The 13,899-nt window shown below is 71.2% G+C and carries 14 protein-coding genes; 7 read left to right on the top strand and 7 right to left on the bottom strand.

Going from position 1 to position 13,899, the window contains the following annotated elements; all coding sequences use genetic code 11:
* Positions 1-151 precede the first annotated feature (151 nt).
* The 3 genes from QN157_05510 to QN157_05500 all read right to left on the bottom strand — a co-directional run bounded on the left by QN157_05510 (position 152) and on the right by QN157_05500 (position 3,509).
* Positions 152-940 (bottom strand): ABC transporter ATP-binding protein, encoded by a 789-nt coding sequence (locus tag QN157_05510; protein ID MDR7555048.1) that lies wholly within the window; start codon positions 938-940, stop codon positions 152-154.
* Positions 940-1,953: an ABC transporter substrate-binding protein gene (locus QN157_05505; protein ID MDR7555047.1), complete on the bottom strand. Its 1,014-nt coding sequence runs from the start codon at positions 1,951-1,953 to the stop codon at positions 940-942. The genes QN157_05510 and QN157_05505 overlap by 1 nt, the downstream gene beginning before the upstream one ends.
* Positions 1,954-2,492: 539 nt before the next feature.
* Positions 2,493-3,509 (bottom strand): AI-2E family transporter, encoded by a 1,017-nt coding sequence (locus QN157_05500; GenBank protein MDR7555046.1) that lies wholly within the window; start codon positions 3,507-3,509, stop codon positions 2,493-2,495.
* A 504-nt stretch (positions 3,510-4,013) separates the two neighbouring features.
* Between QN157_05500 and QN157_05495 the strand changes: the two genes are divergently transcribed.
* From QN157_05495 to QN157_05465, 7 genes are all read left to right on the top strand, one after another.
* Positions 4,014-5,078, top strand: coding sequence for a hypothetical protein (locus QN157_05495; protein MDR7555045.1), 1,065 nt, complete (start codon positions 4,014-4,016; stop codon positions 5,076-5,078).
* Positions 5,072-5,290: a hypothetical protein gene (locus QN157_05490; protein ID MDR7555044.1), complete on the top strand. Its 219-nt coding sequence runs from the start codon at positions 5,072-5,074 to the stop codon at positions 5,288-5,290. Before QN157_05495 ends, QN157_05490 begins: the two co-directional genes overlap by 7 nt.
* Positions 5,291-5,346: 56 nt before the next feature.
* Complete coding sequence (locus QN157_05485) at positions 5,347-6,186, top strand: sulfurtransferase (GenBank protein MDR7555043.1); 840 nt, start codon at positions 5,347-5,349, stop codon at positions 6,184-6,186.
* 179 nt (positions 6,187-6,365) lie between these two features.
* Positions 6,366-6,956 carry a DUF305 domain-containing protein gene (locus tag QN157_05480; protein ID MDR7555042.1) on the top strand — a complete coding sequence of 197 codons (591 nt, stop codon included), beginning with the start codon at positions 6,366-6,368 and terminating at the stop codon, positions 6,954-6,956.
* Between the two features lie 424 nt (positions 6,957-7,380).
* On the top strand, positions 7,381-8,166 hold the full coding sequence (locus QN157_05475; GenBank protein ID MDR7555041.1) for an enoyl-ACP reductase: 786 nt from the start codon (positions 7,381-7,383) through the stop codon (positions 8,164-8,166).
* A 184-nt stretch (positions 8,167-8,350) separates the two neighbouring features.
* Positions 8,351-8,668 (top strand): EthD family reductase, encoded by a 318-nt coding sequence (locus tag QN157_05470; protein MDR7555040.1) that lies wholly within the window; start codon positions 8,351-8,353, stop codon positions 8,666-8,668.
* Between the two features lie 76 nt (positions 8,669-8,744).
* The gene (locus QN157_05465) at positions 8,745-9,287 is read left to right on the top strand and encodes an NTPase (protein ID MDR7555039.1); all 543 of its coding nucleotides are present in this window, start codon (positions 8,745-8,747) and stop codon (positions 9,285-9,287) included.
* Between the two features lie 140 nt (positions 9,288-9,427).
* On the opposite strand, the gene QN157_05460 is transcribed toward QN157_05465, so the two are convergent.
* The 4 genes from QN157_05460 to QN157_05445 all read right to left on the bottom strand — a co-directional run bounded on the left by QN157_05460 (position 9,428) and on the right by QN157_05445 (position 13,797).
* On the bottom strand, positions 9,428-10,249 hold the full coding sequence (locus tag QN157_05460) for a hypothetical protein (protein MDR7555038.1): 822 nt from the start codon (positions 10,247-10,249) through the stop codon (positions 9,428-9,430).
* A gap of 463 nt (positions 10,250-10,712) precedes the next feature.
* Positions 10,713-11,690, bottom strand: a complete 978-nt coding sequence (locus tag QN157_05455) for an ABC transporter permease (GenBank protein MDR7555037.1) — start codon at positions 11,688-11,690, stop codon at positions 10,713-10,715.
* The gene (locus QN157_05450) at positions 11,687-12,628 is read right to left on the bottom strand and encodes an ABC transporter ATP-binding protein (protein MDR7555036.1); all 942 of its coding nucleotides are present in this window, start codon (positions 12,626-12,628) and stop codon (positions 11,687-11,689) included. Before QN157_05450 ends, QN157_05455 begins: the two co-directional genes overlap by 4 nt.
* Positions 12,625-13,797 (bottom strand): NEW3 domain-containing protein, encoded by a 1,173-nt coding sequence (locus tag QN157_05445; GenBank protein ID MDR7555035.1) that lies wholly within the window; start codon positions 13,795-13,797, stop codon positions 12,625-12,627. The genes QN157_05450 and QN157_05445 overlap by 4 nt, the downstream gene beginning before the upstream one ends.
* Positions 13,798-13,899 lie beyond the last annotated feature (102 nt).

The raw sequence follows: 13,899 nt of genomic DNA, 5'->3' as shown, positions 1-13,899 counted from the left end.
GCCTCCTCTCGCCCGCAGCGCACGCCGCATGGCCCACCGCGAGGCAGCGCGCCAGACGCCTCATGCCAGGGCCTCGTCCGCCGGTGCCGCACGCTTGGCCTCTCTCCGCGGTCAACGTCACGCACGGCCCGGCGCCGTCGCGCGCCACGGCTCACACCATCACCTCCCACCCCATTCGGCCCACCTCACCCCGCAGGTCTTCCCAGAGCGCCTCGACCAAGCGCCCGAAGGCCGGCGCGCCGCGCAGGTGCACCGGGTCGCGCGGGTGCGCAAACGGCACGTCGTAGACCCGGACCAGGCGCGCGCCCGGCCCCGCCGAGAGCAACGCGACGCGGTCGGCCAGCAGCAGCGCTTCCTCCAGGTCGTGGGTGACCAGCACCACTGTGAGCCGCTCGTCGCGCACCAGCCGCGCGAACTCCGCCTGGAGCAGCGTCCGCACGATGGCGTCGAGGCTGGCGAAGGGCTCGTCCATCAACAACACACGGGGCCGCGGCGCGAGCACCTGCGCCAGCGCCACGCGCTGCTTCATGCCACCGGAGAGTTCGTGGGGGAAGCGGTCGGCGAACGCCCCCAGCCCCACGCGCTCGAGCCACGCCTGGGCCTGGGCGCGCGCCTCGTCCGGTCGCACGCCGCGGCAGCGCAGCCCCAGCGCGACGTTGTCCCGCGCGGTGCGCCACGGCAGCAGCGCGTCTTCCTGGAAGAGGATGCCGACCTCGGGCATACAGCCGGCCACCGGACGGCCGAAGACCGCGATCGTGCCCGCCGCCGGCACCACCAACCCTGCCACGGCGCGCAGCAGCGTGCTCTTGCCGCAGCCCGACGGGCCTACGAGGCCGACGAACTCACCCTCCCGCACCACCAGGGTGAGGTCACGCAGCACCTCGTGGCGGCCGTAGGCGACCGTGAGGCCCACGATCTCCAGCGCGGCGTCGACCGGCATCAGCGCCCAGCCGCTCCCGCGATCGCCGGGTTTAGCAGGCGCCCGAGATCCGCCGTCACTGGCTGGCCTGCCTGCTGCTGCACCGTCACGACCCGGCGGGCCGCGTCCAGGTCGAGCCGGCCGTCCTGCGGGTAGAGCGACTTGCGGTGTCGGGCCAGCACCTGCTCGAGCAGCGCGCGGTCGCCGCCGGCGATGAGCTCGCCCGGCAGTGCGTCGATCACCAGCCGCGGGGTCCCATAGTGGATGAACCGGAGCGCGCGCCCCAGCGCCTGCGCCAGCGCCCGCATCTCTGCCTGACGCTCCTGCCATTCGGCGCCGCGGACCGCCACGCCCATGAACTCGTACGGGCCGCCCAGGTACCGGCGCGCCTGGGCCAGGTCCATGAGGTTGACGAGCACGCGCCCGCCGGCCTGCTCCAGCAGGGTGGCCGCGGGCTCCTGCACCATGCCGGCGTCGACGTGCCCGGCGCGCAGGGCCTCGAAGAGGTTGGGCCCCAGCACCGCGAACTGCACGGCCGTCGGCGGCACGCCGGCACGCCGGAGCAGGTAGACGGCCAGCAGGTGGTCGGCGTTGCCCAGCCCTGAGACGCCCACCGTGCGCCCCCGCAGGTCGGCCAGCCCACGCACCGCTTCCGCCGTGTGCGGGGCCACGGCCAGCGCGAACAGCGGCAGCCGCCCGGTGGTGAAGAACCGGACGACGTCGGCGCCGCGACCGGCGGCGGCCAGCGCCACGTCGAACGACGTCGCCGCGTAGTCGACCGCGCCGCCCACCAGGGCCTGCATCGCGGCGGTGCCGCCGCGGAAGTAGACGAGCTCCACGTCCAGCCCGGCCTCGGCGTAGTAACCCTGGCGCCGGGCGACCTCGTAGGGAATGATGCACAGCAGCTGGCTGCAGAACGCCAGCCGCACGCGCCGACGCCCCTGCGCCGCCGCGGGTCGATCGGCCAGCCAGGCCAGGCCGGCTGCGGCGAGGCCGAACTGCGTCAGCTTCGCCAGGAACTCGCGCCGTGGCATGAACCCGCCGCTCGGCTCAGCATCATCTGGCGGGCAGCACGACGGATCCGCGCCAGGCGTGGACCAAGCCTGCGGTTCCAACGTGTCGTCCATGGCTCTCCCTCCTGCGTCGTCACTCCTGTGTCGCAGCACCCTCATGCGCCTGCAACGCACTCGCCGTTCGCGGCAGAGGCCTCGCACCTGAGGTACCAGCGCAGCCCCGGCGCATGCCCGGCGCACGGGCCCGTGCACGTGTGCCCGGACCGCCGTCAGCGGCTGGCGACCGGCGAAGAAGCCTTTGCCGACCCGGCTGCGGTCAGGACCTCCGGGCCCGCGCCCACGGGCCGGCACCCGGATGTGGAATCAGGCTGTGTGGGGGAACGCGAAGGCTAGCGCCTTCGCGATGGACAGATGCACTCGCGCGGGCGACTGGATCTGGTACGACGGCTCGACGGCATCGCGTTCATCGGGACCACGACCCGCCAGTGCTGCGGGTACTCCTTACCTATCATAGCCAGCGTGACAGGGCAAGGGGCGCACTGAAGTCGCGGACACCGGGGTCACGGGCGCGCCTCCTGCCACCACGCCAGCACTTCCCGGATGATGACCACCACCGGGACGGCGAAGAACATCCCCACCAGACCGAATAGCTGCGCCAGGGCCAGGAGCGCCGCGATGATGGCCAGCGGGTGGATGTGGGTGAACTTCCCCAGCACGAGCGGCACGAGGACGTTGGACAACAGCTTCACGACGGTCACCACCACCACAGCCCACAGCCACACCGCGCCGCCCTGGGGGATCGCCGCCAACAACGCCACCCCGTAGGTGGCAAAGCCGCCGATGTAGGGAATCGCCTCCGCCACCCCCGCGAACAGCCCGATCGCCAGGGGCCCGGGCACGCCGAGCACCGCGAGTCCGATGGCCGTCAGGCCACCCACGATGCCGCTCACCACCACCTGCGCCCACAACCCCCACCGCAGCGTCTGCGTCAGCGTCCCCAATAGGCGCTCGACCCGGGGCCGCGCCTGCGGCGACAGCAGCGCGAGCGTCGCCGCGCGCACGCGCCGGTAGTCGAGCAACACGAAGTAGATCACGAACGGTAGCAGCAGCACCAGGTAGAGCTGGCCCAGCCACCCGACCACCGTGTTCACCAGGCGCGAGGCGAGCCCGTTGGCGGCGCTGACGGCGCTCTCGCCGGCACGTTCCCAGGCCGTGCGCAGCAGGTGGGGGAACGTGGGCTCCGCGACTTGCGCCTGCCAGCGCGCCAGCAACTCGGTGACCGCGCGGATCCCGGCCGGCGCGACGCGGACGAGCACGTTGACCTGATCGACCAGCCAGGGGATGACCACGGCGAGCCCGAGGGTCAGCCCGGCCAGCACGCCCAGCAGCACCAGGGCCGCCGCGGCCGCGCGTCCCAGCCCCCGACCCTCCAGCCAATCGACCACGGGATAGATGGGGAAGGTGATGATGAGCACGACGATGGCCATGCCGGTGAGCGTACGCAGTTGTCCCAGTACCCACCAGAGCACCAGGATCCCGCCACCCCACGCCGCCAGGCGCAGCCACCGCCGATCCATGTCCCCAGGATTCGTCGCCTGGCGTGGGTGGTTCCTGGAGTAGCCGTCACTGCGGGCTGCGGGCGATCCGGGGACCGTGGATGCCCGACCGTCGATACGTGGCTGCTCGACCATCGAGCCGCGGCGCTGGCCCCGGGCCGGGGAGCGGCCTTTGGCCGGGCCCGCACGCCGCGACCACGCGTGCCCCCTGTCCGTGCCTTCGGGTTGAACGGCTCGACGCGCTGTGGTGCAGCGCCGCCGCCGTCAGCGCGGCGTCCGCCTGTACGTGCCTTCGGGTTGAACGGCTCGACGCGCTGTGCTACTATTCACGGCAAGTATGGGGCCGACGTGGCGGCACCTGCGAGAGGTTCCTCTCCCCCGAGACTGCATCTGTCCTCGGGCGAAGGCCGCAACGCCTTCGCCTGCGCATCCGGCCTAGCCAGGCTTTGACGCCACAACACACGCGCGTAGCGCCGCGGGCGGGCGGCAGGGTCTGGACGCCCGCGGGCGACGGGAGGACAGAGCATGAGGACCACCGCACCACGCCTTGGCATCCTGTACGAGCACCCCCAGTGGTTCGTGCCGCTGTTCGCCGAGCTCGACCGCCGGCGCGTGCCCTACGACCGGATCCACGCTGCGGATCTGTCGTTCGACCCTGCCAGCCGGCAGGCGCCCTATGACCTCGTCGTCAACCGCATGAGCCCCTCGGCCTACCTGCGCGGGCACGGTCAGGCGATCTTCGCCTCACTGGCGTACCTGCACTGGCTGGAGGCCGTGGGCGTGTCGGTGATCAACGGAGCGGCGGCGTTTGCCCTGGAACTCTCGAAAACCGCACAGATCACGTTGCTGGCGGCTCTCGGCTTGCCCCATCCCCGCACGCAGGTGGTGAACACCGCAGCACAGGCCGTCCGGGCCGCCCGGGCGCTCACCTTCCCAGTGCTGGTGAAACCCAACATCGGCGGCAGCGGCGCGGGCATCCAGCGGTTCGACCGACCCGACGACCTGGAGGCGGCCGCGCGGGCGGGCACGGTGCCGCTGGGGATCGACGGGATCGCCCTCGTGCAGGAGTACCACGCGCCCGCCGACGACCACATCGTGCGGGTCGAGGTGCTCGATGGCCGCTTCCTGTACGCCATCAAGGTCTTCCCGGACCCGTCGGCGGGCTTCAACCTCTGCCCGGCCGACATCTGCCACGCCGAGGGGGCAGATGCACCAGCGGCGCCTACCGCCCCGACGTTCGACTACTGCCCCGTGGAACTGCCGAAGAGGCACCTGCGCGTGGAAGGCTACCGGCCGCCTGCGCAGGTGATCGACGACGTACTGCGTATCGCCGCTGCGGCCCGGCTGGACCTGGGCGGCGTCGAGTACCTGATCAGCCGGCGCGACGGCAGGCGCTACTACTACGACATCAACGTGTTGTCGAACTTCGTCGCCGACGCGCCGCGGGTCGTGGGGTTCGATCCCTTCCCGGTGCTGGTCGATGTCATCGAGCAACGCCTGGCGCGCGCCGGCCGCCCCCGGGCACCGCGACCGGCAGCGGACGAGGCGGCGCCCAGCGTGCCGGTGATGCAGGGGAGGCGCACATGGTAACCCGGGACGCACTGCAGCAGCTGGTGGGACGCCGCGCCACACTGACGCTGGCGCCCGGCGCCCCGGGCGGTCCGACGGTCACGGGGCGCGTGCTCGGCGTGCTCGACGCCCTCGACGGCGCCCTGGTGACGGTCGAACCCGACGGGGCACCGGGCACGCGTCAGACGATCCACTACCACCACATCGTCGCCATCGCGTCTGCCGACGGGTGAGCCACACGTCGCGGCACATGGGCCCGTCGCACAGATCACACAAAGGGGGGATGGGCATGGGCTACGTTAAACCCGATGTGCTGGTGGAGACCGGCTGGGTCGCCGAGCACCTGGGCGACCCGGCCCTACGGATCGTGGAAGTGTCGGTGGACCGCACCGCCTACGACCAGGGGCACATCCCCGGCGCTCTGAACCTCGACTGGAAGGTCGACCTCACCGACCCGCTGCGCCGGGACCTGCCCTCGCAGGCGCAGTTCGAGGCCCTGCTGAGCGAGGCGGGCATCAGCAACGACCACACTGTGGTCTTCTACGGCGACAACAACAACTGGTTCGCCGCGTGGGCCTACTGGATCTTCCAGTACTACGGGCACCGCGCCGCGCGCATCATGAACGGCGGCCGCAGGAAGTGGATCGACGAGGGCCGGCCGCTGGTGCAGGACGTGCCATCGTACCCGCAGACCCAGTACCGCGCGGCGGCCCCCAACCCGGAGATCCGCGCGCTGCGCGACTACGTGCTGGCGCGGCTCGGGCAGCCGGGCCACGGCCTCGTCGACGTGCGCTCGCCCAGGGAGTACACGGGCGAGCTGCTGGCCCCGGAGAACCTGCCCCAGGAAGGCGCCCAGCGCGGCGGGCACATCCCCGGCGCCAAGAACATTCCCTGGGGCATGGCGGTCCGCGAGGACGGCACCTTCAAGACGGCCGACGAACTACGCGCGCTCTACGAAGGCCAGGGCATCACGCCCGACAAGGAGGTCATCGCCTACTGCCGCATCGGCGAGCGGTCGGCGCACACGTGGTTCGTGCTGCGTGAGCTGCTGGGCTACCCTCGCGTGCGCAACTACGACGGCTCGTGGACCGAGTACGGCAGCCTGGTAAACGTGCCGATCGAGAAGTAGCGCGGCAGGGTCGGAGAGCGAGGAGCAGCGTCAGCGGCCTGCGGCCTGCCGCGGTACCGTGTTCGGACCGGGTAGGCGGGGGCGCGGCCCCGCCTACCCGCCGGCCGAGGTGGGTACATCTCCACACGGCACGTGCCGCCTTGCCGGAGGGCGGACGACTCTCTCCCGTGAGGTGTGCCATGCGTGTGGTCGGTTCGCTTGCCCTCGTCACCGTTGTCGTCGCGGCGCTCGTCGCGTCGCCATCTGCCCCCTCGGCTGCTGCGGGCGCCGCGCCGCCGGGCGCTGTCCCCGCCCCACATCCGGCGCTGGCCACACTGGCAACGCTCAACGGCGCAACCTTCGACGTGGCCTTCCTGCGCGAGCTGATCCCGGTGCACGAGGAAGCCATCGAGATCGCCCTGGCCGCGACGCTGAACGCCGACCATCCCGAGCTGCTGCAGTGGAACCAGGTTGTGATCGACCGCAAGAGCGCGCAGGTGCGACAGATGCTGGCGTGGCTGCAGGCTGCCGGCGCCGCGCCCGGCCGGCGCAACGCCAACGCCGTCACCGAGCCCGTCAAGAAAGTGCGCAGCCTCAAGGGGGCAGCGCTGGAGAAGGTCTACCTGCCCCTGATGGCCGCCCACCTGGAGCAGAGCGTGGCGCTGGCGCGACTGGCGGTCACCAAGGCCTCGCGCGCCGAGGTCCGGACCATGGCCCGGCAGATCGTGCAGACCGAAACCCGCGAGGCCGCGATGCTGCGTGACTGGCTCCGGCGGTGGTACGGTAAGTAGGTCGCGCCAGAGTGCCGGTGCCAGGACAACGCCAGGCCGACCCCGGGCGTCCCCGACAGTATCGGAGGGTCTGCGTGGTTATGCGTTAGCCCTCCACGACTACCAGGCCACCCCAAGCCGCCGCAGACGGTATCCGGGCGGTCCGGGGTCGGGCGGCCGCGACACCCGGCATCCGCGCGGCTCGCTCTCGCAGCCGCACCGGCCGACGGGCGGCTGCTCCAAAAGCGCCCCCCCGGCCGTACGCCCGCCACGCCTGAACAAGGGCCGCCCCCTGGCGCCCCCCGGACCCTGCGGATGTTCCCTCCCAGATGCGCGCGTATCGTCCGAAAAAGGGACGCCGGGCGGTGGCCCCGAAGCCGATACGCAATCTGCACCCCACGAAGCGAGGTGTCCTGTGCTCCTGCACGGCAAGCGGGCCCTGATCATGGGCGTCGCCAACAAGCGCAGCATCGCCTGGGGCATCGCCCGGGCGTTCCACCGCGAGGGCGCGCAACTGGCCTTCACGTACCAGAACGATCGGCTGAAGGAGAACCTGGTCGAGCTGCTGGCCGAGCTGGGCGACGTCGAGCGGTTCCCCATCTTCCCATGTGACGTCCAAAGCGACGAGCAGATCGATGCGGTGTTCGCGGGCCTGCGGACGCAGTGGGGCGCCCTCGACGTGCTGGTCCACTGCCTGGCGTTCGCCGGACGCGAGGAGCTCGCGCGCCCCTTCACGCAGATCTCGCGCCAGGGCTACGCGCAGGCCTTGGAGATCAGCGCCTACTCGCTGCTCCGCGTCGCCGGTGCCGCACGCCCGCTCCTGGAGGCCGCAGGTGGTGGGGCCATCCTGACGCTGACCTACAACGCGGTGACGGCGGTGGTGCCCTCCTACGGTGTCATGGCCATCGCCAAGGCAGCGCTGGAGTGCGAGGTACGCTACCTGGCCGCCGAGCTGGGACCGGCCAACATCCGCGTCAACGCCATCTCCGCCGGTCCCCTGCGCACCCTGGCCGCCAGCGCGGTGCGGGGCCTGAGCGCGTTCCGCGACGTCGTCGCGGAGGTGGCGCCGCTGCGGCGCAACATCACCCAGGAAGACGTCGGCGACGCCGCGGTCTTCCTCGCCAGCGACCTGGCGCGCGCCGTGACGGGCAACACGCTGTTCGTTGACAGCGGGTTCCACGTCATGGGCGCCGCGGGTGCCGCCGAGGTACGCGGCAAGGCGCCAGCGTAGCCGACGCCGGTGGTCACCGCCAACGGCCCGATGCGCAGGCGCTGCCAGGGGCAGGGCGAGGCACCGGCGTAGACGATGGCGAGGCCACAGGGACCGGTGGATCGCCCGCCGGTCTGGGGCATGACGGGACAGAGCCCACAGCAGGGACGGAGGGACCGGTGAAACCGCCGGAGCGGGAGGTGAGATGGTGTTCAAGGTCCTGGTCTGGCTGCGCGGCAAGAGCGGACAGAGCCCCGAGCAGTTCAAGCGCTACTGGCTCGAGGTGCACGCGCCGCTGGCCCGCGACAAGCTCCAGGGGCTGCGGCGCTACACCATCAACGTCGTGACGGGCGCCCCGCGGGGAGAGCCGCTGGTGCAGGGGGTGGCGGAACTGGAGTTCGACTCGCAGGAGGCGTTCACAGCCGCCCTCACCACGCCCGCCGGCCGCGAGGTGATGCTCGACCTCTCGAACTTCTGCGCCGAGTCGGGCGCGATGTTCGCCGAAGAGTACCGGATCGTCTAGCGCGCGAATCGCCAAGCGGTTCCATGGGCCTCGGGAGTACCCACCACCCTCGCGGCCGCTCGACTCTCATTCCCCATTGGCCGACATCTTCCTGATCACAGGCCGTCCCGGCGTGGGCAAGACCACGCTGATCCGGCGGGTGACAACGTGGCTCGGCGGACGCGCCGGAGGCTTCTACACCGAGGAGGTCCGACATGGTGGAGCGCGCACGGGGTTTCGCCTTGTCACGCTGGACGGCCGCTCCGCCGTCTTCGCCCATGTCGACCTCGCCGGCCGGTCACCCCACCGCGTCGGGCGCTATGGCGTGGACCTCGCCGTCCTGGAGGGGATCGGTGTGGCTGCCCTCCGCCACGCAGCGGAGCGGGGGCACATCGTCGTGGTGGACGAGATTGGCAAGATGGAGCTCCTGAGCGCAGCCTTCCGCCATACCCTTGAGGAGATCGTTCGCGCGTCCGTACCACTGCTCGCCACCATCACCGCCGCCCCGCACCCCTGGGCCGATGCGTTCAAGCGGCATCCGGACGCGGTCGTGCAGGTCCTCACGCCCGCCAACCGGAATCGCGTGGAAGACGCCATCAGAACCTGGGCCGCAAGGCTCCTGGCAAGACCCGCAGAGTGAAACCACGCGTGCGGATTGCACGTATCCTGATCCGACCACGCTGCGACGCTGACTGCTCTCGGCGGGAAACCGCTCCCCGGCGCCTCTGACCCAGGAGGGCCACCGCAGTTCACCAACGACAAATGGCGACCTGCGCGAAGTCAGCTCTCGGGGGCGCTCCCCGGCGGGAACGCGCGCCCGTCGACCACGAGCCAGACCCCTGCCGCCGCCGCCTCCCGGCTGGCATCGGCCGTGGCGCGCTCCCCGGCCACCGCGGCCACTACCGGCACGGCGGTGATGCGCTCGAGCAGCCGTGCTCGGCGCGCCGCCCGTTCCACGTCGCGTGCATCCATCACCGCGGAAACCTCGGCGACGAGGTAGCACTCTTCGTCCCTGTCGCGGTGCCGCCCGCGGACGACCACGTCGGCCTGCAGGAGGTCTGCGTGCTCGTCCAGTGAGAGGAGGGCGCGCTGCTCGGCGTCCTCGGCCATGGCGGCCAGCTCCATCCGGGTCACCGGCTGGATGCGCCGCAGGATCCTCAAGAAGTAGCTGTGCGCTTTCTCTCGGTAGTCGAGTTCCAGCACCCTGCCGCGTACATCTCCCAGAATGCCCGCGAGTCGGGAGACCTGTCCCACCAGTTCGCTCAATTGTGCGGCCAGGGTATCCACCCGTGCCGTCAACGCTTGCAACCGTTGCTCCGTCTGTCGCTGGGCCTCGGCCAGGGCATCCACCCGCGCGGTCAGCGTGTCCAGCCGCGCGGTCAGTGTATCCACCCGCGCTGTCAACGCCTCCAGCCGCTGCTCCGTCTGTCGCTGGGCCTCGGCCAGGGCGTCCACCCGCGCGGTCAGCGTGTCCAGCCGTTGCTCCGTCCGCCGCTGGGCCTCGGCCAGCGCGCGCAGTTCCACCTGCGTCTGAGCCTGCGCCTCGGCCAGTCGCTGGAGGGCCGCCTCGAGCCTGTCTACACGGGCCTCCAACACGTTCATCCCTCTAGTTGATCTATCGTCAATGCTAGCACACCCGTGCGGGGCTGCCCACTCCAGTGCGCCGAATAGGTACACCGCGTGCGCGCGTCAGCGCGCGGGCGACGTGGTGTCGGACCCCTTCGCGGGCAGCGGACAGCATGAGTAGACCCGCGTGCGGGCCTCAGCGCACGGGCGACGTGGTGCTGGACCTCTTCGCGGGCAGCGGACACAATAAGCGGACCCGCGTGCGCATCAGCGCGTGGGGCCGATCGCGTGCCGGAGCGTTCGACAACGACGGCCGACGACGAACAGGTTCGCGCGGAGGTTGACCAGGCGCTTCCACGAGCGCGGCCACCGGCGGCCCCGGGGCGCCCTCGGAACCGCCGTGCCCCCCGCGGGGACATGCGGCGCGGTACCCGGCGGCGGCCCGAGCTCCGCCAGCATCCGGTCCACCAGCTGGCGCAGGGAACGCAGGAGGTGCTCGCTACGCCCGCACTTCCTGTCGCTGGAAGTTCACGTAGGTGATCGCGAAGAGGATCAGCACGGCCGCGGTCAGCCCGGTGAGCTGGGGCCAAACCAGCAACAGACTCTGCGAGAGCGGCAGGGGCGTGCCCAGGATCGCGCCCTCGAGCTGGGCCAGGAGCACAGGCCCCAGGGCCCGCACCTGGGGGTTGAGGAACGCCAGGATCATCTCGGCGTAGAGGGTGTTGGGCGACAGGCGCGAGAGGGCCAACTGCAGCTGCGCCTGGGCCAGCTGCTCTTCCCCGAACCCGTACTGCACGGGCCGCACGATGCCCGCGACGATGCGGACGATGATGTCCCAGAACACCGCGAAAAACAGCCAGATCGCCATCGCGGCCATGGCCGAGGTGGCGGGCTGGCGGAACCGCACGGAGAACATCATGGCCAGCGCCAGCCAGATGGCCGCGTAGGCGACGGTCGCCAGCAGGAACAGCAGGCTGCGCGCGACCTCCTCGCCGCTGGGGATCACCCCGAGCCGGTAGATCCCCAGCCCGGTCACCAGCAGCCACAGGCCGAGCAGGGTGATGGTCAGCGTGAAGAGCGCCCCGAGGAACTTGCCCAGCAGCAGGGCGTCGCGGTAGATGGGCTGCGCCAGCACCCGGGAGAGCGTCCGGCGGTTGTACTCGCCGTTGACGGCGTCGAAGCCCAGCGCAATCGCCGTCAGGGGGATCAGGAAGCCCATGAACGCCACGAACGAGTAGTTCAGCGGCTCGGTCGCCGTGGTGAACAGCCGCAGGAACAAGAACGGGTCTTCACCGATGGTCTGGCGGATGTTCTGGATGGCCAGGTAGACGGTGCCGATGGCGGTCAGCAGGATCAGCCCTTCCAGCACGCGCATCCGTGGGCTGGAGAGGTGGTCGGCCATCTCCTTGACCACCACGGCCCACAGGCCAGTCCAGGGCGAGCCCTCGCGCTGTGGTGTGCCTTCCCGTCGGATCATGCCGCGCTCACCTGGAAGTACTTCTCGTAGACCTCGTCGAGGCTCGGCTGCGCGATGGTGATGCCCAGCAGGTTGGCCCGGGTGCTCGCGATGCGCCGTGCCACCTCACCCCGCAGGTCGGCCTGGGTGTCGAGGGTGTAGAGGCCGGGGCGCTCGCGGTGCACGCGGACAACGCCGGGCAGCCCGGCCAGCGCGGCCTCGAGGTTGTCGTCGCCGGTCACCTCGACGCTGATGCGGTAGGCGCCGCCCAGCACGCGCCGGGCCAGCTCCTCCACCGTGCCCTCCAGCACCATCTTCCCCTTGTTGAACAACCCGACCCGGTCGCAGACCGCCTGCACCTGGTGGAGGAGGTGGGAGGAGAGCAGCACCGTCAGCCCGTCGGCCCGCAGGCCGCGGATCAGGTCGAGGAACTCGTGGGCGGCGTGCGGGTCCAGCCCGGCCGTGGGCTCGTCGAGGATCGCCACCTGGGGCCGCTTGAGCAGGATCTCCGCCAGCCCCAGGCGCTGTTTCATGCCCCGCGAGAACGTGCCTACGGGCTTGTGGGCCACGTCGGCCAGGCCCATGCGGGCCAGCACCTCGTCGATGCGCTCGTCGGCCTCCCGCCCGCGCAGGCCGTTGAGGCGGGCGGTGTAGACCAGGTTCTCCACAGCGGTCAGCTCGTCGTAGAAACCCACCGAGTCCGGCAGGTAGCCCACCCGTCGCTTCACCGCCAGCGGGTTGCGGGCTGGGTCCTCGCCCAGCACGCGCGCCGTCCCGCTGGTGGGCTCGGTGAGCCCCAGCAGCATGAGGATCGTCGTGGTCTTCCCCGACCCGTTGGGCCCCAGCAGCCCGAAGACCTCCCCGGCGTACACGCGCAGGGTGAGGTTGTCGACGGCCGTGAACGCGCCGTAGCGCTTGGTCAGGCCCTGGGTCTCGATGACCGGCGCGGGGGTGCTCACCGCCGTCCGTACCTCGACACCGCCAGTCCGACCACGGCCAGCGCCACCGCCACCAGCGCGATACCGCCGATGCCCCACAGCGTGGAGGTCAGCACGGTCACCCGGAAGTCGGCCGACGTCGACACGTCACCGGCGCTGGCCCGCAGCGTGACCATGTAGTCACCCGCCACGGCCTTGGCCGACGGCCGGATCGTGGCGGTAACTTCCTTCTGTTCATTCACCGGGATCTGGTCGATCCGCTGCGGTTCGAACGACACCTTCCACCCGCTGGGTTCGGACGCCGACAACTCCACGTCGCGCGCCGGCGCGCTGCCGGTGTTCTTGATCACCAGCTTCACCGTCGAGTCGCGGCCGGCGTTGGCGCTGCCCGAGAGCCGCCCCTCGGGCGTGGTGATGGACAGGTCGGGCCGCCCGGTGACCTCGAGCGTCAACTTCGCCTCGGCCCGCGCGCCGCCGCCAGAGGCGCGGACGACAACCGGGTACGTGCCGGCGCTGGTCGTCCGCGGCAGCGTCACCTCGGCGTCGAGGTCCTTGGACTCGCCCGCCTTCACCGGCAGGCTGGTCACCTGCTGGGTGCCGAACGCCGGGGTGAAGTTGATCTGCGCGCCCCGGGGCACGTCGGCCTCCAGGCTGACCAGCAGGTCCTGGTCGCTGTCGTTCTTCAGCGTCAGGCGGTACTTGAACGACGAGGTCGCCGGCCCGCGCAGCACCGGCAGCTCGGGCGTCAGGCTCAGCCGCGGCGGCAGTACCTGCCCCAGCGTCAGCCGCAGCGGCAGGTCGGCGCGGCTGCTCTGGCCCTCGGCCACGACCCGAAACCGATAGGTACCGGCCCGCGCGCCCGCCGGCGGCTCCAGCCGCAGCGTCACCGTGACCTCCTGGTCGGGCCCGACGTAGACCGCGTCCACCGGCCGGCCGCCACCCAGCAACACCGCCTTCCAGCCCCGTGCCACCTCCACCACGCGCAGGTTCACGACCTGGGGCGGTTCGCCGTAGTTCTTGACGGTCAGCGTCAACGACGCCGGCTCACCCGATCGCACCGTCTGCGCAGGGTACTGCGTGGAGAGCGAGATCCCCCGATAGCCCGGCGACGCGGCAGGGGCCGGAGCCGCACCTCCGGGCAGACTCAAGGCCAAGACCAGCGCTGCCGTCAGTCCCACGTGGCGCAGCATGACCCACCTCCGCATGGCATTCGACCGTGCAGGACGTCCCCCGAAACCTACAAATTGAGGAGTGCGTCTGAACTTGTCAAGCAGCCCGCGCCGCGCGGCAGG

Source organism: Armatimonadota bacterium (assembly GCA_031459855.1).
GTDB lineage: Bacteria > Sysuimicrobiota > Sysuimicrobiia > Sysuimicrobiales > Humicultoraceae > Fervidifonticultor > Fervidifonticultor primus.
Note: the sequence above shows the minus strand (reverse complement) of the source record. Positions and strands in the feature narration are given on the sequence as shown.